This window comes from Pseudomonas marvdashtae (genome assembly GCF_014268655.2).
GTDB classification, from domain to species: Bacteria; Pseudomonadota; Gammaproteobacteria; order Pseudomonadales; family Pseudomonadaceae; genus Aquipseudomonas; species Aquipseudomonas marvdashtae.
In genome coordinates this window covers 1,633,192-1,654,879 of sequence record NZ_JABWQX020000001.1, presented here as the reverse complement: position 1 = coordinate 1,654,879, position 21,688 = coordinate 1,633,192, and the positions used below count along the sequence as shown (strand labels likewise).

Below are 21,688 nucleotides of genomic sequence, written 5' to 3'. Positions count from 1 at the left end.
AGCAATTCGTGTGGGAGCTCATGAAGCAGCTGCGGTCGTCGATTAAGGAGGTGATCCAGCCGCAGGTTCCCCTACGGCTACCTTGTTACGACTTCACCCCAGTCATGAATCACACCGTGGTAACCGTCCTCCCGAAGGTTAGACTAGCTACTTCTGGTGCAACCCACTCCCATGGTGTGACGGGCGGTGTGTACAAGGCCCGGGAACGTATTCACCGCGACATTCTGATTCGCGATTACTAGCGATTCCGACTTCACGCAGTCGAGTTGCAGACTGCGATCCGGACTACGATCGGTTTTGTGGGATTAGCTCCACCTCGCGGCTTGGCAACCCTCTGTACCGACCATTGTAGCACGTGTGTAGCCCAGGCCGTAAGGGCCATGATGACTTGACGTCATCCCCACCTTCCTCCGGTTTGTCACCGGCAGTCTCCTTAGAGTGCCCACCATAACGTGCTGGTAACTAAGGACAAGGGTTGCGCTCGTTACGGGACTTAACCCAACATCTCACGACACGAGCTGACGACAGCCATGCAGCACCTGTCTCAATGTTCCCGAAGGCACCAATCCATCTCTGGAAAGTTCATTGGATGTCAAGGCCTGGTAAGGTTCTTCGCGTTGCTTCGAATTAAACCACATGCTCCACCGCTTGTGCGGGCCCCCGTCAATTCATTTGAGTTTTAACCTTGCGGCCGTACTCCCCAGGCGGTCAACTTAATGCGTTAGCTGCGCCACTAAGAGCTCAAGGCTCCCAACGGCTAGTTGACATCGTTTACGGCGTGGACTACCAGGGTATCTAATCCTGTTTGCTCCCCACGCTTTCGCACCTCAGTGTCAGTATCAGTCCAGGTGGTCGCCTTCGCCACTGGTGTTCCTTCCTATATCTACGCATTTCACCGCTACACAGGAAATTCCACCACCCTCTACCATACTCTAGCTCGACAGTTTTGAATGCAGTTCCCAGGTTGAGCCCGGGGATTTCACATCCAACTTAACGAACCACCTACGCGCGCTTTACGCCCAGTAATTCCGATTAACGCTTGCACCCTCTGTATTACCGCGGCTGCTGGCACAGAGTTAGCCGGTGCTTATTCTGTCGGTAACGTCAAGACACCAACGTATTAGGTTAATGCCCTTCCTCCCAACTTAAAGTGCTTTACAATCCGAAGACCTTCTTCACACACGCGGCATGGCTGGATCAGGCTTTCGCCCATTGTCCAATATTCCCCACTGCTGCCTCCCGTAGGAGTCTGGACCGTGTCTCAGTTCCAGTGTGACTGATCATCCTCTCAGACCAGTTACGGATCGTCGCCTTGGTGAGCCATTACCCCACCAACTAGCTAATCCGACCTAGGCTCATCTGATAGCGCAAGGCCCGAAGGTCCCCTGCTTTCTCCCGTAGGACGTATGCGGTATTAGCGTCCGTTTCCGAGCGTTATCCCCCACTACCAGGCAGATTCCTAGGCATTACTCACCCGTCCGCCGCTCTCAAGAGGTGCAAGCACCTCTCTACCGCTCGACTTGCATGTGTTAGGCCTGCCGCCAGCGTTCAATCTGAGCCATGATCAAACTCTTCAGTTCAAACATCTTTGGGTTTTGAGAAAACCCTAAACTTGGCTCAGCAATCGTTGGTTACATCTTTGATTTCTCGCGGAGTAACTTGTGATGCTGATAATCTGTTGACTAGCAGTCTGACCCCACAAGCACCCACACGAATTGCTTGATTCAGTTGTTAAAGAGCGGTTGGCTGAGTCTTTCGTCTCAACCGAGGCGCGCATTCTACAGCGCCCCGTGTATCTGTCAAGCGGTTATTTTTAGAAGTTTTCAAAGTTTCCTTATCAACTTCAACCACTTGCGCTTTCGATCTCTCGTTAGCGGGAGGCGAATTCTACAGCGTTAGTCGCTGCTGTCAACACCTCTTTTACACCGCTTTCGACCGAGAAGATCGAACCGTCGACAGGGCCAGACAACACCGCCCTATCCACTCCTTCCGTGCTTCGATGAACTGAAGCCCGCCTACATCGAAACCTACTTAACTCTTTGAAACTCAAGGAGTTTTCCATTTCGACTGCGCCGGAAGTGGGGCGAATTATAGACACCCAGAATTTGCCGTCAACCCTTTATTTCGCTTTTCCAGCCTTCCAGACCGAAATGGCCCCAATCAGTCTTATATATAGACGGTATCGCTTGAAATGCGCACTATATTGCGCAAACCAGTCTTTCTCGCCTTTTCTTGGATGACACCCTGTAAATGACTTCTCCCAATCGCAACCTGGTAGCTACCCTATATCCGGTTGCCCTGCTCCTCATAGCCATGGCATCCATCCAGTCCGGAGCATCCCTCGCCAAAAGCATGTTCCCGGTTGTAGGCGCCCAAGGCACCACTACACTGCGGCTCATTTTTGCCAGCCTCATCATGTTGCTGTTGCTACGACCCTGGCGAGCCAAACTCACCGCCCAGTCCCTGCGCACCGTGGTCATCTACGGATTGGCCCTGGGCGGTATGAATTTCCTCTTCTATATGTCGCTTCGCACGGTTCCACTGGGCATTGCCGTGGCACTGGAGTTTACCGGCCCCTTGGCCGTTGCCATCTACGCCTCTCGCCGAGCAATTGATTTCCTCTGGATTGCCCTGGCAGTGATTGGACTGCTGTTACTCATACCAACCGGAGCAGCCAGCGCCAGCATCGATCTGACCGGAGCCAGCTATGCCCTGGGAGCAGGCGTGTGTTGGGCGCTGTACATTCTGTTTGGCCAAAAGGCAGGAGCGGATAACGGCGTGCAGACCGCGGCATTGGGCGTCATGATCGCCGCCTTGTTTGTAGCCCCTATCGGCATCGTCCATGCCGGGGCCGCGCTACTTACGCCAAGTCTTATCCCGGTCGCCATTGCAGTTGCCATACTCTCCACTGCCCTGCCTTATACCTTGGAAATGATCTCCCTGACCCGGATCCCCGCGCGTACGTTTGGAACCCTTATGAGCGTCGAGCCCGCGATAGGCGCGTTGTCGGGCCTGTTATTCCTCCAAGAGTATCTGTCCCTGGCCCAGTGGAGCGCCATCACCTGCATTATCCTCGCTTCGATCGGCGCGACGCTGACCATGGGCGATACCGCAAAGCCCGCCGTTGCGGCGGATTGAGCAGTTTTTTACATAGCTCTGGTATTTACCGGCCATTTAGGCCATGTTTAGCCCCGTAACCTAATGTCAGACATGGATTTTTTCATACAGGACGTCATGAACGCTTCAAGCGAAAGCGAACGCAGCCGTACGTAGACAGAAGATCCACGACGGCATAAGGACGGGAATGAAACGAATTTTGATATTGATCGCCGTACTTGCGGTTGCGGGCTGCGCGGCGACATCGAAAACCGAAATCAAACGCGGTAAAAAAGGCCTGCACATCAATTGCTCTGGCCTGACGTCATCTTGGGACCAGTGTGCTGCTACCGCCGCCAATTCATGCGCCCCAAAAAACTACAAGGTCATCGCCAAGTCGGGCGACGCCGTCGAGGAACCGGGGGATTATCCCTTCGGACTCAACCCCGCCGGTTACACCAGCCGCAGCATGATCGTCATCTGCAAATAAGCGCAGGTCAATCGAATGGCCGCTCGGCTATTCGGCGGCTGATTTCATCATGACTGGACTTGAGGACCTCACGCTGGACCTCGGGTGTCGCCAACATTCGCGCGACGACCAACGCTCCCACGCATTGCGACAGGATCGCCCACGCAAGACTGCCGCTTCCCAGTATTTGCGCCCAACTTTCGTGCAGACGGCAGATCCACGCTTGTGCCGCTTCACGAACCTCCAGATCCGAACGCGCAATCTCGGCTCCCAGTACCGGCAAGGCGCACCCTGCTTCGGGTTGCTCGACATGGCTCATGCTCAGGTATTGCTTGAGACAACGCTGCAGTTTCGTTGAGTCCATCACCCCGTCGCCGCTCAAACGGTCCAGGCTGTGGGCGAGCTCTCGCTCGATAATTACCTTGAAAAGCTCGTCCTTGGATGAGAAGTGACTGTAGAACGCACCGCCGCTTAATCCGATCGCCTTCATAAGACCATCAACCCCTACCGTCGAAAAACCCGACTTCTTGGCTGACATGGCGCTGCTAACGAGGAGCTTTTCGCGGGTTTCCATCTTGTGATTGGCTGAATAACGCATCGTCCTGCCTCTTGGTACTCACCTTGACGTCCACCGAACCTTAGCATAACGTTCGTTTAGCTAACGATCGTTTACCTATAGGACTGATCATGAATAATAAGAAGATCGTACTGGTTGTTGGTGCGGGCGATGCCACAGGGGGCGCCATCGCCAGGCGTTTCGCCCAGGAGGGTTTCGTCGCATGTGTGACGCGTCGCAGCGCCGACAAGCTCGAACCGTTGGTCAACGACATTCGAGCCCAAGGCGGCGAAGCCCACGGATTCGCTTGCGATGCGCGCAAGGAAGACGACGTCATTGCATTGATCGAGCAAATCGAGACTCAACTCGGCCCGATCGAAGCCTTTGTATTTAATATCGGCGCCAACGTGCCGTGCAGCATCCTGGAAGAGACAGCACGCAAGTATTTCAAGATCTGGGAGATGGCATGTTTCTCAGGTTTTCTCAACGCGCGGGAAGTGGCCAAGCGCATGGTCAAGCGCCAGCGCGGTACAATTCTGTTCACCGGGGCCACGGCGGGATTACGCGGCGCATCTGGGTTCGCCGCGTTTGCCGGGGCGAAGCACGGCATACGCGCGCTGGCCCAGAGTATGGCGCGTGAACTGGGGCCGATGAATATCCACGTGGCTCATGTGGTGGTCGACGGCGCCATCGACACTGATTTCATCCGCAATAATTTCCCTGAAAAATACGCAACCAAGGATGAGGACGGCATCCTCGACCCTGGGCACATTGCTGAAAATTATTGGTATCTGCACACCCAGCCTCGCGACGCCTGGACCTTCGAGCTGGACCTGCGCCCCTGGAGCGAACGCTGGTAGCCCCCTCCTTCCTATACCAATAAGAGAGCAACGCTCATGAATAAATCTGTGGAATTTTTCTTCGATCTCGGCAGCCCGACCACCTATTTGGCCTATACCCAGTTGCCCGCGCTTTGCGCGCAAACGGCCAGCAAACTTATTTACCGCCCGATGCTCCTCGGTGGCGTATTCAAGGCAACGGGCAACGCATCACCGGTGACCGTGCCAGCCAAAGGACCTTACCTGTTCAAGGATCTGAATCGCTTTGCCAAACGTTACGGCGTGGATTTCAAGCTCAATCCTTATTTCCCGATCAACACGTTGCTGCTGATGCGTGCCGTGACCGGCATGCAGTTGCGCCAGCCCGAGCGTTTCGAGGCTTTTGTTGAGTGTCTGTTCCGAGCATTGTGGGTCGATGCCCGCAACCTGAACGATCCGGCAACCGTGGCGGCGGTCCTGAGCGAGGGCGGTTTCGATCCTGATGATGTGCTGGCCTTGACCGCAGATGAACAGATCAAGGAAGCGCTCAAGACAACCACAGAAGAAGCTATCAGGCGTGGGGTGTTCGGCGCCCCGAGCATGTTCGTGGGCGCAGAACTGTTTTTTGGCCAGGATCGGCTGGACTTCGTCCGTGAAGCCCTTGGCTGATCCCTTGCCTCAGATTGCCGCAGTCCGGGTATTCAGCCATTGCAGCGCGTCGCCGTCCAGCAACGGGCTCAATCGACGCTGAACCTCGGCGTGGTAGCCGTTGAACCAGTCTTTTTCATCCTGGGTCAGCAGGGACGGCTCGAGGCAACGGGTGTCGATCGGGCATAGAGTCAGGGTTTCAAACTCAAGGAAATCACCGAACTCGCTGCTGCCCGCCTCGCGATTCAACACCAGGTTCTCGATGCGCACACCCCAGCGACCGGGACGATACGTGCCTGGCTCGATGGATGTGATCATGCCCGGCTGCATTGCCGTTTGTGGCGTGGCTGCGGCCTGGTAGGCAATGACCTGCGGTCCCTCGTGAACATTCAGGAAATAACCGACGCCGTGGCCAGTGCCATGGCCGTAATCCACCTGTTCAGCCCAGATGGGCGCGCGGGCGATGGCATCCAGCAAGGGCGACAGGATGCCCTTTGGAAATTTGGCCCTGGACAAGGCAATCACGCCTTTGAGCACACGAGTGCAATCACGCTTCTGCTCTGGTGTCGGCGTTCCGACTGGCACCATGCGCGTGATGTCCGTGGTACCGCCCAGGTATTGGCCACCCGAATCGATCAGCAGCAAACCATCGCCTTCAATAACCGCGTGCGCTTCTTCCGTCGCGTGATAATGCGGCATCGCGCCATTGGCATTGAACGCTGCAATGGTATTGAAGCTCAGGGAAATAAAATCCGGCCGACGCTTGCGCGCTGCGGTCAGGTGCTCATCGATGGTCAGCTCGGTGATGCGTTCGCGGCCCCAGGCATTCTCCAGCCAGGCGAAGAATTCGCAGAGTGCCGCTCCGTCCTGCTCCATGGCTAGACGAATGTGCTCGGCATCGGCCAGGCTTTTGCGGGATTTGGCCAGTGTCGTGGGATTTAGCCCTTCGACCAGTTTCACGCCACTGTTGAGGTTGTCCAGCAATCCGACCGTGACCCGCGCCGGATCAACCTGCAAGCTCGCGTCGCTCGGAACTTCACGCAAAGCGGCCGCGGCCTCGCTGTAGTCGCGCAACGTCACGCCATCCTGTTCGAGGAGGGCACGCAGCGATGCATCGATTTTGCCCAGGGCGACAAACAACGTTGCCCGCTGCTGGCTGATCAAGGCAAAGGAAACGAATACAGGATTGAACGACACATCCGCGCCGCGCAGGTTGAACAGCCAGGCGATGTCGTCTAGCGTGGCGATGAAATGCCAATCGGCGCCGCGCTCCTTGAGAGATTCACGCAGCTTGGCAAGCTTCTCGACACGGTTGACCGTCGCTTGTGGTGGGAGGTGGGCGTACACCGGCTGACCAGGCAGCTCCGGACGATCGGTCCAAACCTGCTGAAGCAGGTCGATATCAGTACGCAATCGCGCGCCACGCGACTCAAGCTTGCTGCTCAACGTTCGGGCCGACGCCACGGCCATGACCGCACCGTCAACTGCAACCACGCCGCCTTCAGGCGTCTGCTCGCCCAACCAATCCAACGGGCCAGGCTGGCCGGGAATGAGTTTGACCAGCTCGATGCCGCTGCCCTCCAGTTCTTGTGTGGCCTGCTCCCAATAACGACTGTCCGCCCAGACCCCGGCGAAATCCGCAGTGACGATCAAGGTACCGACCGAGCCATGGAAGCCCGACAACCATTGGCGCCCTTGCCAGTAGCCCGGCAGATACTCGGATAGATGCGGGTCGGCTGATGGAACCAGCAGCGCGTGAACGCCCTCCTCGCTCATCAATTGGCGGATTCGGGCCAGGCGCTGGGGAATCTGTCCCGCGGTCAAAGGCTGGGTGCTCATCATTACTCCTGCTAATCAATTTTATTGTTCGATGCCAAACACGTTCGGCTCAGGGCGCTGCCGCCCAGAAAGCCGGCGCAGCCGTGCAGGCTAGCTTGATCAACCGCACGGCCTCATCGACATCCTGCTCGCTGGTAAAGCGACCAAGGCTCAAGCGGATGGTCCGCCCGGCCGCACGCGCATCGTGCCCCAGGGCAAGCAGCACGTGGGACGGGGTGTTCTGCGCCGAGTTGCAGGCCGAGGTCGCGGAAAATGCAATCGATGCGCCCAGCGTCGCCGGGTTGAATTCGCCGGCGTTGAAAGTAACGCTCAGTGTGTGGGGGATCCGGCAGTTCGCACTGCCATTTATACATACACCGGGCAACGCCAGCAGCGGCTCAAGCAAACGATTGCGCAACCGGGCGATTTTGGCGAGCTCTTCATCAAAGAACTGCGCCGCCAGCTCGAATGCCGCGCCCATCGCTGCAATCTGGTGGGTGGCCAGGGTACCGGAGCGCAAGCCACCTTCATGACCTCCGCCATGGATCTGGGCCGACAGGTGCGCCCGCGCGCGATCACCGACATAAAGCGCGCCGATGCCCTTGGGGCCGTAGATCTTGTGCGCCGAAAAAGACATCAGGTCCACCGGCCACCGGGCCAGGTCGATGCTCACCTTGCCGGCGCCCTGGGCCGCGTCCATGTGGAACAGCGCACCATGCTCGCGAACGATTTCGCCGATGGCGACGGCATCATTGAGGGTGCCCAACTCATTGTTCACCAGCATCAGCGACACCAGGAATGTGTCGTCACGCAACGCCTCGCGAACCGCTTGCGGACTGATCAGCCCATCGGCGTCCGGCGCCAGCCAGGTCACCGCGACGCCACTTTCCTCGAGCTGCCTGACGGTGTCGAGGACCGCCTTGTGTTCGATCAGGCTGGTGATGACATGGCCAGCGCGCGCACCGCGCATCTGGGCCACGCCCTTGATGGCCAGGTTGTTGGATTCGGTGGCGCCGGACGTCCAGACGATTTGCCCGGGTTGAGCCCCAACCAAGTGGGCCACCTGCGCTCGCGCCTGCTCCACGGAACGCCGGGCTTCCTGTCCGAAGGCATGGGAGCTGGAGGCCGGGTTGCCAAAATTACCGTCAAACCCCAGGCACTGGACCATGACTTGGATGACTCGCTCATCCACCGGTGTGGTGGCGGCATAATCGAAATACAAAGGACGCTTATTCATAAGAAACTCGCAGAGCCTGCTCCGGGATCAGGATGCCCTCGTTGGGTTCGAGACAAGCTATACCTGATCAAGACCTTAAAGAAGTCGGACTTCGTTTAAAAGTGCGTAGGAACGCTCCTGGAAAAGCGAGCTTAGCAGGCATCGCCTCGAAGCTCAGCCCTCAGCTCACGCTTTCGAGCAACAACGGATACAGCGATGCGACCAGCAGCAGCGCCATGCCCCAGTTGAACAGGCGCAGCCATCGACGATCACGCAACAAGTTGCGCAACAGGCTGCCGCAAACCACCCACAAGCTGACACTTGGCAGATTGATGAGGGCAAACACCGTCGCGATCACCACCACGTTGAAAAAGTAGCCTTGCAGAGGCGTGTAGGTACTGATGGCACCGATGGCCATGATCCAGGCCTTGGGGTTGACCCATTGGAACGCCGCCGCGCCCCAATAGCTGATCGGCTTATGGTCCCCGGTTCCACTGTCAGAAACGGGACCGGAATGAGCGATCTTCCACGCCAGGTACATCAGGTACGCCGCGCCGACGTAGCGCAGCACGGTGTAGAGCAGCGGGTAGGCCTGGAACACCGCGCCCAGGCCAAGGCCCACCGCCAACACCAGGGAAAAGAACCCGCAGGTGATGCCCAGCATGTGAGGAATGGTACGGTTGAAACCGAAATTGACACCCGAGGCCAGCAACATGGTGTTGTTGGGGCCTGGCGTGATCGAGGTCACGAGGGCAAACAGGGCGAAGCCCAGCAGCAGATCAAGCGATAAGGTCATAGCGGGTCAATCCGTCGGGGCAGTCAGGTATTGACCCTACCCCACGTCCCGGCGCAAACCCATGGACAGTTAGGCAAAACTTCGAGCGGTACAGTCCCTCAGCTTGGCCGCCCAGGCAATTGGACGGCCCGTTCGGCATTCATTTCGCCACGCTCATCAAAGCCGACATTCTTCTGCAAAGGACCAAGCAGTTCGGCTTTTTTCGCATGGTATTCGTCAAACGAAAGGCCGCGGCGATTCAAGGCTTCAAGGGCCAGCTCGCGAGATTCCTCAGCGGTGTAGGGACGCAGCTCCGGGGACGACGAAGCGCAACCGCTCAATACGGTGACAGTCAACAACAGCAAGACAGCAAGGATACGATTCATGGCGGGAGTCCAATGTTCTGAAGTTGGGCGATGAACAAAGGCTACCCGCCGACCCGGCACGGCAGAAATCAACGGTTTTGATAGTGGGTATCGCCCTCTGGGATTTCTCGTTGCGCTTGGCTGAGCCAGCGGCACTGCAGCGCGTTGTCCAGGCTGCGCTCGATGTCGTGCAGCACCTGGAACGAGCCGAACGTCACCGCTTTGGCCCGGTGCGCCTGAATCAACTGCCAGAAATTTTCCTCGCCGTTTTCGAAACTTCGAAACGCCGCTTCACCCGCTTCGCGGGTTTGCCATTGCAAATAATTGAGTACCCGCCGGCCGTCCTCGCTGGCCTGGATACTGGCACTGAGGAAGCCCAGGTGGTCACGGGCCAGACGCTCGGTCTGCTTCGTCAGGGCGATTACCAACGGCTGCAGCGACTGCGGCTCGATATCGAATTCGATCAGTTGCGTGAAGCTGCGGTTATTACTTGGAGATTGCATGAAAGGTCCCCCGTCCACGTAAGGCGAATCTTGCGATCCGAAGGCCTGCAGGGTAAAACCTCTAGTTAAGTCAAGGTCAAGCGGTGATTCAGTTGTCAACGCCTCTCAATATTCACAAGCAACTTACTGTCGGCCAAGTCGCCGCCCGCAGCGGTGTGGCAGTCACGGCGCTCCATTTTTACGAATCCAAAGGCTTGATCAAAAGCACCCGCAACCCGGGCAATCAACGGCGCTACCCTCGCGAAGTCCTGCGGCGCGTGGCGCTGATCAAGGTCGCCCAGCGCCTGGGTATTCCTCTGGCGGAAATTGGCGAGGCATTGAAGAACCTCCCGGACAACCGCGCGCCAACGGCGACCGACTGGAAGGTTTTGTCGGCGCAGTGGGGTCGGAACCTGGATGAGCGCATCAATCAACTGGTCGCGTTGCGCGACCGGCTCAACGGTTGTATCGGCTGCGGTTGCCTATCCATGGAGAGTTGCCCGCTGCGCAATCATGGCGATGTACTAGGCAAGCTTGGACCTGGGGCGCATTTGCTGGACGAACCTTGAGGCGTTCGTCGGGACATGAGCCCAGCCGCAATGGCCGGCCTATAGTGGATGGGCGCAAATCGACGAAGACTTTCTTCGCCTCCCATAACAACCAAGGAGAAACGTCATGGGCGTCAAAGCGATTCCCGAAGGTTTCCATAGCATCACGCCCTACCTGGGCATTCAAAAAGCCGCCGAAGCCATCGACTTCTATAAAAAAGCCTTCAATGCCACGGAGGTGATGCGCCTGGCCATGCCTGATGGGGGTATCGGACATGCCGAACTGCGCATCAACGGTTATCCGATCATGCTAGGCACGCCTTGCGATCAGGGCCCGCTGAGCAACCCGGACCGATCGCCCTCGGTGGGACTGCATTTATATGTCGAAGACGTGGACAGTGCCTTCACCCAAGCGATTGAAGCCGGAGGCACAGTGATTTCCGAGGTCAAGGATCAATTTTATGGTGATCGCACCGGGACCTTGAAAGATCCCTATGGGCATCTGTGGTTCCTGGCGACGCACAAGGAGGATCTGAGCCAGGAACAGATCGAGCAACGAGCCAGGGAGATATTCCAACAGCAGGGCTGACTTGCCCAAAGCCTTTTTGGCGAGGGAACTTCCTCGCCAAAACGACATGAACAGTAAACGCGAAACATTTTCTTTCATCTTCTCTTTCGGGATTTCGGTCGCTCATTCGTCTTAATTAGATGCAGCAGGCCGCGTCGGCAAAAGCCACGGTCTGTTTTCCCAGGGTTCATGGCGTTACGAAGCCCGTGACACATAACCTTTCATCGAATCAAGACGCGCAATCATGTCCAAGAAATCCCGTTCAAAACTCTGGTTCCTGGTTCATAGCTGGCTGGCGCTGCCCATCTGGTTCTTCGTCCTGATAGTTTGCGTCACGGGCACCCTGGCGGTGGTCAGCCAGGAGATTGTCTGGCTGGTGAACCCTGAAATGCGCGCCAGCGAACCCTCGGACGATGCCCCGCTGCTCAGCTATGACCAGGTGATTGCCGCCATCAAGCAGGCCCAACCGCTGACCCAAGTGCAAAGCATCGTGCGTCCGGACGAATCGCATTTCGCCCTGGAGGCCAAGGTCACCTACCCCGACGGCCGCCCTGACACCGTCTACGTAAACCCCTACAGCGGCGTCATCCAGGGATCGGCCCCGGCGTTCAACTTCAGGGCCTTTACACGTGCACTGCATGGATGGTGGCTGGTGCCATTCACCAACGGTTACAGCTGGGGCTGGTACCTGGTGTCTTTCCTCGGCCTGCCGCTGCTCGCGTCCCTGGTGACCGGGCTGGTGGTCTACAAGCGTTTCTGGAAGGGTTTCTTCCGTCCGACCCTGCGCATCCGCCACGGCGCCCGTATTTTCTGGGGCGACTTCCATCGGCTCAGCGGCATCTGGTCGATCTGGTTCATTGCGGTCATTTCCATCACTGGCGTCTGGTTTCTGATCGAGGCCGCGCTCGCCGACAACGGGATTTCCATCTCCAGCGCACCGGTCGTCCCGGTAGTGGCCCGCGAAAGCGTTCCGCTCTCGGCCGATGGCGTGCCGCCGCCACAGCTGAGCCTGGATCGCGCCATCGAAATCGCCCAGCAGCGAATCCCAGGGCTGGAGGCGAGCTTCGTCAGCCTGCCCTTCAATGCCTACAGCCATTTGGAAATCGGCGGTCGCGGCTGGTATCCCCTGATGTTCCAGACCGCGACTATCAATCCCTACAACGGTGACGTGGACGCCTCGCGCTTGTTGTCGGACCGTACGGCACTGGAGTTCGTCACCGAATCGATGCGCCCGTTGCACACCGGGGATTTCGGCGGACTGTGGATCAAGCTCATCTGGTTCTTCTTTGGCCTGGTCCTGAGCCTGATGGTCCTCAGCGGCCTGTTGATCTGGACCAAACGCACGGCCCTGGCGACCGCCAACGCCTTCAAGCGCAGCCAGAAACCCGCACCACAGGCCTTGGCCGCGCCTTTATTGCAGCCGTCCCTGCACCGTGACTCGCCGGAGGGCAACCTGTGAACCCGTCCACCACAACAACATCACCTTCACGCCTGGGCCAGTTCTGGCACAAATGGCGTTTCCACCTCAACGTGTTGTTGCTGTTGATTCCCCTGGGTTTCATGCCTAAGTATTTTTCAGAAGCGGCTCTGTTCCGAGGAGACGGGGGGCTTGGCGAGCGTGAAGTCGGCGAGGTCCAGGTCGGGCCGTGGAGCTTGCGCCTGGCGGAGTTTCGCAATGAAGCGCCTCGCACCCAGGGGCCCGCCGGCCCGATGAAACACTTCAACGCCGCCCTCTGCCAGCGCTGCATCAGCCAGGTCAAGGCCACCTACTTGCGCATCGGCAAACCGCGCAGCCTGCGGGCCGCCGGGGTGATTTTCTTCGGCTCGCCGTATCGCATGGGCGCCCTGCTGCCAGTGCCGAAAAAGACCCAGCCAGACGCCGAACTGTGGATCACCCTTGAAGGCTGGGACGGTTCGATGCATCAAGCTTCCATTCCCCTGAGCCAGGCCTCCCCGGCCACCGTCGCCTGGTTGAAATCCCAAGGAGCCCGACCATGACCCTCCGCGCCTCTTTCAACAGCCTGGCGCTGCTGCTCTGTGCAGGCTTGAGCACCAGCGCACTGGCCCACAACCCGATGTGCGAATGCAAGGCCATCGACGCCGAACAGATCCAATGCACGGGCGGTTTTTCCGACGGCAGCGGCGCCCCGGGGGTGACGCTGGACGTCATCGGCTACGACGAAACCATCCTGGTCCCCGGCAAGCTCGGCGCCGACTCGACCCTGACCTTCAAAAAGCCGAACGCCGAATTCTACGTGCTCTTCGACGCAGGTCCCGGCCACGTAGTGGAAATCGACCAAGCCGACATCGAGGCCCCATGAGCGCACCTATAACCCAAGTCATCCGCCCCGCCGGGGCCGGCCATGAAACCCTCTACGTGCTGCTGCTGTGCCTGGTTATCGTATTGGGCGCCGGCTCGGTCGTGGCTTGGCACGGGGAAACCCAGGACGTCGCGCATCTGGAGACCTATCAACTGGATGCTCGTCGCGACCTCAGCGCCGCCGAGCAAGGCATCTATGCCGACCTGCGGGTGACGCTGGATGAGATCCGCCTTCTGCGCGAAAGCGAGCAAGCCCTCCCCGGCCCGCAAGCCTTGGCCGACGAAGGCTTTGCGCCGTTCGCCCACGACGCCAGTTCCGTCAGTCGAGGCGACCACGCCTGGCAACTGTTGGACGAACAGGCCTACTTCGGCGCGAGCACTAATCCGTCGGTCTCGGGCTCCTTTCTGATGCGCATCAGCGAAGCGTCCGACGCCGTCCCGGACATCTGGCTTAACCGCAACAACTCTCCGACGGCTCCCACGGCACTGGACGACGCCGCCTTGTCCGCCGCCGGCTGGCAACAGATCGTCGCGCAATTCGATGCCGGCGTAACCCGCCAGCACCGGCACTGACCCCACGCTTTTTTCGAGAGAAGACCGTTTTCCCATGCCTATTGCATTTCAACGCCGCCCCTTGCTGCGCCTGCTATTGATCGGCCTGCTCGCTTGCCTGGTCGCCCCATTGGCGAGCGCCGAAACACCCAAGCGCCTGCGCATCGGCATCACCCTGCACCCTTATTACAGCTACGTAGCCAACATCGTCGGCGACAAGGCCGAAGTGGTGCCGTTGATCCCGGCGGGTTTCAACCCTCACGCCTATGAACCCCGCGCGCAAGACATCAAGCGCATCGGCGGCCTGGACGTGATCGTGCTCAACGGCGTTGGCCACGACGATTTCGCCGACCGCATGATCGCCGCCAGCGAAACCCCGGGCGTCAAGGTCATAGAGGCCAACGAAAACGTACCCTTGCTGGCCGCCACCGGCACCGCCGCACGAGGCGCGGGCAAGGTCGTAAACCCACACACTTTCCTGTCCATCAGCGCGTCCATCGCCCAGGTCAACAATATCGCCCGGGAATTGGGCAAGCTCGATCCGGACAATGCCAAGGCCTATACGCAGAACGCCCGCGCCTATGGCAAGCGCCTGCGGCAGATGCGTGCCGCCGCCCTGGCAAAGCTGACCCAGGCGCCGAACGCCGAACTGCGCGTCGCCACAGTGCACGCCGCCTACGACTACCTGTTGCGCGAATTCGGCCTGGAAGTCACCGCAGTGGTCGAGCCCGCCCACGGCATCGAGCCCAGCCCCAGCCAATTGAAAAAGACCATCGACCAACTGCGCGAGTTGGACGTGAAAGTGATCTTCTCGGAGATGGACTTCCCGTCCACCTACGTCGACACCATCCAGCGTGAATCGGGTGTGAAGCTGTACCCGCTCTCGCACATCTCGTACGGCGACTACAGCGCCGAGAAGTACGAAAAGGAAATGACCGGCAACCTCGACACGGTAGTCCGAGCGATCCAGGAGTCCGGCGCATGACCGTCCAGGAAACCGTTATCCAGCCACACGCCGGCCCTCTGATCGAGTTCGCCGACGTTGGTCTCAACCTGGGGCGCACCGCGATTCTCGACAGCGTGGCATTCCAGGTACAACCGGGCAGCATCCATGCGCTGGTCGGGCCCAACGGTGGCGGCAAGAGTTCGCTGATCAAGACCTTGCTCGGGCAGATGCCGCATCAAGGCCGCTTGAGCCTGCAATGGCCGGGCGAGCCTGGGGTGATCGGCTACGTGCCCCAGGCATTGGAATTCGACCGGGGCTTGCCCATGACAGTGGATGATTTCATGGCGGCGATGTGTCAGCGGCGGCCAGCCTTTCTCGGCCTGAGCAAACACTACGCTGGCGCCATCGGCGAGGCCCTGGAGCGGGTCGGAATGCAGGACAAGCGCAAGCGGCGCATGGGCGCGCTGTCCGGCGGCGAGCGCCAGCGGGTGTTGTTGGCCCAGGGGTTGATTCCTTCACCGCAATTGCTGGTGCTGGATGAACCGATGTCGGCGCTGGACGAGGCAGGCGTCCAGGTGTTTGAAAAATTGCTACAGGACTGGCGCCTTGCCGGGATCACGGTGCTGTGGATCGAACACGACCTGGAAGCCGTCGGGCGCCTGGCCGACCGCGTCACCGGCCTGAATCGCCGCGTACTGTTCGATGGCCCGCCGCGCCAGACCCTGACACCGGAACGCCTGCTGACGCTGTTCTCCATCCATCCACGCACGAACGGGAGCGCCGCAGGATGAGCTACGAAACCTTTCGCTTGATGATCCAGGGCTGGGCCTCGTCCGGTTATCTGCCCGAGGCGCTGGCCTATGGATTCGTGGTCAATGCCTTGCTGGCCGGGCTATTGATCGGGCCGGTGCTGGGCGGCCTTGGCACGCTGGTAGTGGTCAAGCGCTTCGCGTTTTTCTCCGAGGCGGTGGGCCATGCGGCGCTGACTGGCGTGGCCATCGGTATCCTGCTCGGCGAACCCTACACCGGGCCCTACGGCAGCCTGTTCGGCTACTGCCTGTTGTTTGGCATCTTGCTCAATTACTTGCGCAACCGCACCGGCCTGGCGCCGGACACCTTGATCGGCGTATTCCTTTCGGTGTCCCTGGCCCTGGGCGCCAGCCTGCTGTTGATCCTGGCGGGCAAGATCAACGTGCACATCCTGGAAAACGTGTTGTTCGGCTCGGTGCTGACGGTCAATGGCAACGACCTCGTGGTGCTGGCGGTGGTCGGCTCGCTGGTGATGGCCCTGGCGCTGCCGCTGTACAACCGGATCATGCTCGCCAGCTTTAACCCGCAACTGGCGGCGGTTCGCGGGGTGGCGGTCAAGACCCTGGACTACCTGTTCGTGGTGCTGGTGACGCTGATCACCGTGGCGGCGGTGAAAGTCATCGGCGCCATTCTGGTGGGCGCGTTGCTGGTGATCCCGGCGGCGGCGGCGCGTTTGCTCAGCCAATCGTTGAAAGGCTTTTTCTGGTGCTCCGTGCTGATCGCCACCGTCAGCACCTTGTGCGGGATTCTCGCGCCGATTGTGTTCGACCTGCCGATCCCGTCCGGTGCCGCGATCATTTTGGTGGCCGGCATCGCTTTCGCCCTGAGCGCCATCGCCCGTGGTGTCGTCCCCAGTCTCAAAGGGAATCTTGGATAAATGGTTTTTTCATTGCGACAACTGACCCTGGCCGTCGCGTTATGCGGCGTGGCTGTCAATTCGTCTTTCGCCGACCAAAAGCTCCGTCTGCTGGCCTCGTTGCCGGTCACCTATGGGTTGAGCGAGACCTTGCTCAAAGGCACCGAGGTCAGCCTGGAGCGGGCCGCGCCCGCCAATCTGCCCGGAACCCGCCAGAGTGCCTACTTCAGCGGCCGTGGCGCGCCGGCCTTGAGCAAACTGGCCAGCGACGCCGACGCGGTGATAGGCCTGCGCTCGCTGTGGCCGGACGATCCGCTGTATCCGATGGCCCGGCGCAGCAATATCCGCATCGTCGAGGTCGACGCGGCGCGCCCGGTGGACGGCGCCCTGCCCGGTATCGCCGTGCAACCGGGCATGGCCGATGGCCTGGCGAGCCAACCGTGGATGGCCAGCCATAACCTGGGCCGCATGGCCGACGTGATTGCCGCCGACCTGGTGCGCCTGGCCCCGGCGGACAAAACAAAAATCGATGCCAACCTGGCGACGCTCAAGCAACGCCTGCTCAAGCTCAGCGCCGACAGCGAAAAACGCCTGGCCAGTGCCGACAACTTGAGCGTGCTCAGCCTGAGCGAACATTTTGGTTATCTGATCAGCGGACTGAATCTCGACGCAATCGGCACCGATGCCCGGCCCGACGCCGAATGGACCGCCGAAGCCCTCAAGCAGTTGACCGCGACGCTGAATGACAACGACGTGGCACTGGTGCTCCATCACCGCCAGCCGTCGGATGCGTTGAAAGCGGCCATTGCCGAAGCTGGGAGTCAGTTGCGGGTATTGAGTACCGACAGCGCCGATCCGGTGGCGGAACTGGAAAGCAATGTGGAGCTGGTCGTCGCGGCGCTGACCAAGGGATGAGGACAGGCGCGTAGCCGACGGTAGGCGCGAATGGACTCGCTCCCACCGTGACCCAGTCAGTTCAGGACATTCCCTGGCACTCGCACGATACCTTCCATCAATACCCGCGCGCTGCGGCTCATGATGGCTTTTTTCACGGTCCATTCGCCGTTGACTTCGCTCGCCTCGGCGCCCACGCGCAAAGTTCCGGACGGATGACCGAAGCGCACGGCGTTGCGCTCGGTGCCACCCGCCGCCAGGTTCACCAGTGTCCCGCGAATCGCTGCGGCGGTACCAATGGCGACAGCAGCGGTGCCCATCATCGCGTGGTGCAGCTTGCCCATGGACAACGCCCGCACCAGCAGGTCGATATCCTGCGCAGCCACGGCTTTTCCGCTCGATGAAATGTAATCCGTCGGCGGCGCGACAAACGCGACTTTCGGGGTGTGCTGGCGCTGGGCAGCTTCGTCCAGATGCTTGATCAAGCCCATGCGCAACGCACCGTGGGCGCGGATGGCTTCGAACATCGCCAAGGCCTTGGGATCGCCGTTAATGGCACCCTGCAACTCGGTGCCGGTGTAACCAACGTCTCGGGCATTGATGAAAATCGTCGGGATACCCGCGTTGATCAACGTGGCCTTGAGCGTACCGACGCCGGGCACCTCCAGGTCATCCACCAGATTCCCGGTGGGAAACATCGAACCACCGCCGCCTTCCTCCTCGGCCGCCGGATCCATGAACTCCAGCTGCACTTCGGCGGCCGGAAAGGTCACGCCGTCGAGTTCAAAATCGCCGGTTTCCTGCACCTCGCCCTCGGTGATTGGCACATGGGCGATGATGGTCTTGCCGATGTTGGCCTGCCAGATCCGCACCACGGCCACACCGTTTCGCGGAATGCGGCTGGCATCCACAAGACCGCTGCCAATGGCAAACGAGCCCACCGCCGCCGACAGGTTGCCGCAATTGCCGCTCCAGTCCACGAACGGTTTGTCGATGGACACCTGGCCGAACAGATAATCGACGTCGTGGTCGGCGCGTGTGCTCTTGGACAGGATCACGGTCTTGCTGGTGCTGGACGTCGCGCCGCCCATGCCATCGATCTGTTTCTCGTACGGATCGGGGCTGCCTATGACCCGTAGCAACAGCGCGTCACGGATCGGACCGGGGACGCGGGCCGCTTCAGGCAGGTCTAACAGGCTGAAGAACACGCCTTTGCTGGTGCCGCCACGCATGTAGGTCGCGGGGATCTTGATTTGAGGCGAGTGAGCCATGGTGCTCTTGCTCCATAAAAGCAGGCGACCAAAAGACTCATGATCCTTTGGCCGCACGCAGAGATTTAAACGGCAACCGCCGATTCAAGGAAGTCCTGGGCAAAGCGTTGCAGCACGCCCCCGGCTTCGTAGATCGACACTTCTTCGGCGGTATCGAGGCGGCAGGTCACTGGCACTTCGACGCGCTCACCGTTCTTGCGAGTGATAACCAGGGTCAGCGTCGCTCGCGGGGTGCGCTCGCCGATCACGTCATAGATTTCGCTGCCGTCGATGCCCAGGGTCTTGCGATCGGTACCGGGCTTGAACTCCAGCGGCAACACGCCCATGCCCACCAGATTGGTACGGTGGATGCGTTCGAAACCTTCGGCAACGATCGCCTCGACACCGGCCAGGCGCACGCCCTTGGCCGCCCAATCCCGCGACGAACCCTGGCCGTAGTCGGCGCCAGCCACAATGATCAACGGCTGCTTGCGTTCCATGTAGGTCTCAATCGCTTCCCACATGCGCATGACCTTGCCTTCCGGCTCGACCCGGGTCAGCGAGCCCTGCTTGACCTTGCCGTTTTCCTGAACCATTTCGTTGAACAGTTTCGGGTTGGCAAAGGTGGCGCGCTGCGCGGTCAGGTGGTCGCCACGGTGGGTCGCGTAGGAGTTGAAGTCTTCCTCCGGCAAGCCCATTTTCGCCAGGTATTCGCCGGCGGCGCTGTCCAGCATGATGGCGTTGGACGGCGACAGGTGGTCGGTGGTGATGTTGTCCGGCAGCACCGCCAGCGGGCGCATGCCCTTGAGCGGCCGCGCACCGGCCAGCGCCCCTTCCCAATACGGCGGACGACGGATGTAGGTGCTTTGTGGGCGCCAGTCGTACAGCGGCGTCACTTTCGGCCCGGTGTCTTCCTGGATGGCGAACATCGGGATGTACACCTGGCGGAACTGCTCCGGTTTCACCGACGCCTTGACCACCGCGTCGATTTCTTCGTCGCTCGGCCAGATGTCCTTGAGACGGACTTCCTGACCGTCCACCACGCCCAGCACATCCTTCTCGATATCGAAGCGAATGGTCCCGGCGATGGCATAAGCCACCACCAGCGGCGGCGAAGCCAGGAAGGCTTGCTTGGCGTATGGGTGGATACGCCCGTCGAAGTTGCGGTTGCCCGACAGCACGGCGGTGGCGTACAGGTCGCGGTCGATGATTTCCTGCTGGATCACCGGGTCCAACGCGCCGGACATGCCGTTGCAGGTGGTGCAGGCAAACGCCACGACGCCGAAGCCCAGCTTCTCGAGTTCGGTCGTCAGGCCGGCTTCGTCCAGGTACAGCGCCACGGTTTTCGAACCCGGCGCCAGGGACGACTTGACCCACGGTTTGCGGGCCAAACCCAAGCGATTGGCGTTGCGCGCCAGCAGGCCGGCGGCGATCACGTTGCGCGGGTTACTGGTGTTGGTGCAACTGGTGATCGCGGCGATGATCACCGCGCCGTCGGGCATTTGTCCGGGCACATCGTCCCACTGGCCGGAAATGCCTTTGGCAGCCAGATCCGACACCGCGACACGGGCGTGGGGATTGCTCGGACCTGCCATGTTACGCACCACCGACGACAGGTCGAAGGTCAGGCCGCGCTCGTATTGCGCGCCCTTGAGGCTGTCGGCCCACAGGCCCACGTGCTTGGCATAGGTTTCCACCAACTGCACCTGGGTGTCTTCGCGGCCGGTGAGCTTGAGGTAATCGATCGTCTGTTGGTCAATATGGAACATCGCCGCGGTGGCGCCGTATTCCGGAGCCATGTTGGAGATCGTCGCACGATCGCCCAAGGTCAAGGCACTGGCGCCTTCGCCGAAAAACTCCAGCCACGCCCCGACGACTTTCTGCTTGCGCAGGAACTCGGTCAGCGCCAGCACCATGTCCGTGGCGGTGATGCCCGGTTGCAGTTTGCCGGTCAGCTCGACACCGATGATTTCCGGCAGGCGCATCCATGAAGCGCGACCGAGCATGACGCTTTCGGCTTCCAGCCCGCCGACGCCGATGGCGATCACGCCCAGGGCATCGACGTGGGGCGTATGGCTGTCGGTGCCGACACACGTATCGGGGAACGCAACGCCGTCACGCTGCTGGATCACCGGCGACATTTTTTCCAGGTTGATCTGGTGCATGATCCCGTTGCCCGGCGGGATCACATCGACGTTCTTGAAGGCTTTCTTGGTCCAGTTGATGAAGTGAAAGCGGTCTTCGTTGCGCCGGTCTTCAATCGCGCGGTTCTTGGCGAAGGCTTGCGGGTCGGAACCTCCGCTTTCCACCGCCAGGGAATGGTCGACGATCAGTTGAGTCGGCACCACCGGGTTGACCTGCGCCGGATCGCCACCCTGCAAGGCGATGGCGTCGCGCAAGCCGGCCAGGTCCACCAAGGCGGTCTGGCCGAGGATGTCGTGACACACCACGCGCGCCGGGAACCACGGGAAGTCCAGGTCGCGCTTGCGCTCGATCAGTTGCAGCAGCGACTCGCGCAGCGTGGCCGGATCGCAGCGGCGCACGAGGTTTTCCGCCAGCACGCGGGAAGTGTACGGCAGGCCGTCGTAGGCGCCGGGGCGGATGGCCTCCACGGCAGCGCGAACGTCGAAATAATCCAGCGAAGTGCCGGGCAGCGATTTGCGAAATTCTGTGTTCATCGTCAGGACTCGGGTCACGGTGG

At 60.1% G+C, this 21,688-nt stretch carries 22 protein-coding genes and 1 rRNA gene; 14 read left to right on the top strand and 9 right to left on the bottom strand.

Annotated elements, in window-relative coordinates; genetic code table 11:
* Positions 1 to 43: 43 nt before the first annotated feature.
* A 16S ribosomal RNA gene (locus HU742_RS07735) occupies positions 44 to 1,580 on the bottom strand.
* A 670-nt stretch (positions 1,581 to 2,250) separates the two neighbouring features.
* Between HU742_RS07735 and rhtA the strand changes: the two genes are divergently transcribed.
* A complete protein-coding gene (gene rhtA, locus HU742_RS07730) occupies positions 2,251 to 3,138 on the top strand; it encodes a threonine/homoserine exporter RhtA (RefSeq protein WP_186641684.1) in 888 nt (295 codons plus the stop codon).
* A gap of 166 nt (positions 3,139 to 3,304) precedes the next feature.
* Positions 3,305 to 3,586: a hypothetical protein gene (locus HU742_RS07725; RefSeq protein ID WP_186611432.1), complete on the top strand. Its 282-nt coding sequence runs from the start codon at positions 3,305 to 3,307 to the stop codon at positions 3,584 to 3,586.
* Positions 3,587 to 3,593: 7 nt separating this feature from the next.
* On the opposite strand, the gene HU742_RS07720 is transcribed toward HU742_RS07725, so the two are convergent.
* Positions 3,594 to 4,163, bottom strand: coding sequence for a TetR/AcrR family transcriptional regulator (locus tag HU742_RS07720; protein ID WP_186641682.1), 570 nt, complete (start codon positions 4,161 to 4,163; stop codon positions 3,594 to 3,596).
* An 89-nt stretch (positions 4,164 to 4,252) separates the two neighbouring features.
* Here HU742_RS07720 and HU742_RS07715 point away from each other — a divergent pair, with 89 nt between their 5' ends.
* Positions 4,253 to 4,981 carry an SDR family oxidoreductase gene (locus HU742_RS07715; RefSeq protein ID WP_186641680.1) on the top strand — a complete coding sequence of 243 codons (729 nt, stop codon included), beginning with the start codon at positions 4,253 to 4,255 and terminating at the stop codon, positions 4,979 to 4,981.
* Between the two features lie 36 nt (positions 4,982 to 5,017).
* On the top strand, positions 5,018 to 5,608 hold the full coding sequence (locus tag HU742_RS07710) for a 2-hydroxychromene-2-carboxylate isomerase (protein ID WP_186641679.1): 591 nt from the start codon (positions 5,018 to 5,020) through the stop codon (positions 5,606 to 5,608).
* Positions 5,609 to 5,617: 9 nt separating this feature from the next.
* On the opposite strand, the gene HU742_RS07705 is transcribed toward HU742_RS07710, so the two are convergent.
* From HU742_RS07705 to HU742_RS07685, 5 genes are all read right to left on the bottom strand, one after another.
* Positions 5,618 to 7,426 carry an aminopeptidase P family protein gene (locus tag HU742_RS07705; RefSeq protein WP_186641677.1) on the bottom strand — a complete coding sequence of 603 codons (1,809 nt, stop codon included), beginning with the start codon at positions 7,424 to 7,426 and terminating at the stop codon, positions 5,618 to 5,620.
* Between the two features lie 49 nt (positions 7,427 to 7,475).
* Complete coding sequence (locus HU742_RS07700; protein ID WP_186641675.1) at positions 7,476 to 8,642, bottom strand: cysteine desulfurase family protein; 1,167 nt, start codon at positions 8,640 to 8,642, stop codon at positions 7,476 to 7,478.
* A gap of 160 nt (positions 8,643 to 8,802) precedes the next feature.
* The gene (locus HU742_RS07695) at positions 8,803 to 9,417 is read right to left on the bottom strand and encodes a LysE family translocator (RefSeq protein ID WP_186641673.1); all 615 of its coding nucleotides are present in this window, start codon (positions 9,415 to 9,417) and stop codon (positions 8,803 to 8,805) included.
* Positions 9,418 to 9,515: 98 nt separating this feature from the next.
* Positions 9,516 to 9,782 carry a hypothetical protein gene (locus HU742_RS07690; RefSeq protein WP_186641671.1) on the bottom strand — a complete coding sequence of 89 codons (267 nt, stop codon included), beginning with the start codon at positions 9,780 to 9,782 and terminating at the stop codon, positions 9,516 to 9,518.
* 68 nt (positions 9,783 to 9,850) lie between these two features.
* Complete coding sequence (locus tag HU742_RS07685) at positions 9,851 to 10,264, bottom strand: antibiotic biosynthesis monooxygenase (protein ID WP_186641669.1); 414 nt, start codon at positions 10,262 to 10,264, stop codon at positions 9,851 to 9,853.
* Positions 10,265 to 10,356: 92 nt separating this feature from the next.
* On the opposite strand from HU742_RS07685, the gene soxR reads away from it, so the two are divergent.
* The 10 genes from soxR to HU742_RS07635 all read left to right on the top strand — a co-directional run bounded on the left by soxR (position 10,357) and on the right by HU742_RS07635 (position 17,758).
* On the top strand, positions 10,357 to 10,812 hold the full coding sequence (gene soxR / locus HU742_RS07680) for a redox-sensitive transcriptional activator SoxR (protein ID WP_186641685.1): 456 nt from the start codon (positions 10,357 to 10,359) through the stop codon (positions 10,810 to 10,812).
* Positions 10,813 to 10,918: 106 nt separating this feature from the next.
* Positions 10,919 to 11,380: a VOC family protein gene (locus HU742_RS07675; protein ID WP_186641667.1), complete on the top strand. Its 462-nt coding sequence runs from the start codon at positions 10,919 to 10,921 to the stop codon at positions 11,378 to 11,380.
* A gap of 223 nt (positions 11,381 to 11,603) precedes the next feature.
* Positions 11,604 to 12,818: a PepSY-associated TM helix domain-containing protein gene (locus tag HU742_RS07670; protein ID WP_186641665.1), complete on the top strand. Its 1,215-nt coding sequence runs from the start codon at positions 11,604 to 11,606 to the stop codon at positions 12,816 to 12,818.
* Positions 12,815 to 13,357, top strand: a complete 543-nt coding sequence (locus tag HU742_RS07665; RefSeq protein WP_186611443.1) for a PA2404 family protein — start codon at positions 12,815 to 12,817, stop codon at positions 13,355 to 13,357. Before HU742_RS07670 ends, HU742_RS07665 begins: the two co-directional genes overlap by 4 nt.
* On the top strand, positions 13,354 to 13,680 hold the full coding sequence (locus HU742_RS07660) for a hypothetical protein (RefSeq protein ID WP_186611444.1): 327 nt from the start codon (positions 13,354 to 13,356) through the stop codon (positions 13,678 to 13,680). The genes HU742_RS07665 and HU742_RS07660 overlap by 4 nt, the downstream gene beginning before the upstream one ends.
* Positions 13,677 to 14,252 (top strand): DUF6162 family protein, encoded by a 576-nt coding sequence (locus HU742_RS07655; RefSeq protein ID WP_186641663.1) that lies wholly within the window; start codon positions 13,677 to 13,679, stop codon positions 14,250 to 14,252. The genes HU742_RS07660 and HU742_RS07655 overlap by 4 nt, the downstream gene beginning before the upstream one ends.
* Positions 14,253 to 14,286: 34 nt before the next feature.
* Positions 14,287 to 15,216 carry a metal ABC transporter solute-binding protein, Zn/Mn family gene (locus tag HU742_RS07650; protein ID WP_186641661.1) on the top strand — a complete coding sequence of 310 codons (930 nt, stop codon included), beginning with the start codon at positions 14,287 to 14,289 and terminating at the stop codon, positions 15,214 to 15,216.
* A complete protein-coding gene (locus tag HU742_RS07645) occupies positions 15,213 to 15,968 on the top strand; it encodes a metal ABC transporter ATP-binding protein (RefSeq protein WP_186641659.1) in 756 nt (251 codons plus the stop codon). Before HU742_RS07650 ends, HU742_RS07645 begins: the two co-directional genes overlap by 4 nt.
* Positions 15,965 to 16,864: a metal ABC transporter permease gene (locus HU742_RS07640; protein WP_186641657.1), complete on the top strand. Its 900-nt coding sequence runs from the start codon at positions 15,965 to 15,967 to the stop codon at positions 16,862 to 16,864. The genes HU742_RS07645 and HU742_RS07640 overlap by 4 nt, the downstream gene beginning before the upstream one ends.
* The gene (locus HU742_RS07635; RefSeq protein WP_186641655.1) at positions 16,865 to 17,758 is read left to right on the top strand and encodes a metal ABC transporter substrate-binding protein; all 894 of its coding nucleotides are present in this window, start codon (positions 16,865 to 16,867) and stop codon (positions 17,756 to 17,758) included. It abuts the gene before it with no gap.
* A 56-nt stretch (positions 17,759 to 17,814) separates the two neighbouring features.
* Here HU742_RS07635 and prpF read toward each other — a convergent pair whose 3' ends face one another.
* Complete coding sequence (gene prpF, locus HU742_RS07630) at positions 17,815 to 19,008, bottom strand: 2-methylaconitate cis-trans isomerase PrpF (RefSeq protein WP_186641653.1); 1,194 nt, start codon at positions 19,006 to 19,008, stop codon at positions 17,815 to 17,817.
* A gap of 65 nt (positions 19,009 to 19,073) precedes the next feature.
* Entirely contained in the window at positions 19,074 to 21,665 is a 2,592-nt protein-coding gene (gene acnD, locus HU742_RS07625) for a Fe/S-dependent 2-methylisocitrate dehydratase AcnD (protein ID WP_186641651.1), read from the bottom strand.
* Positions 21,666 to 21,688: the final 23 nt, after the last annotated feature.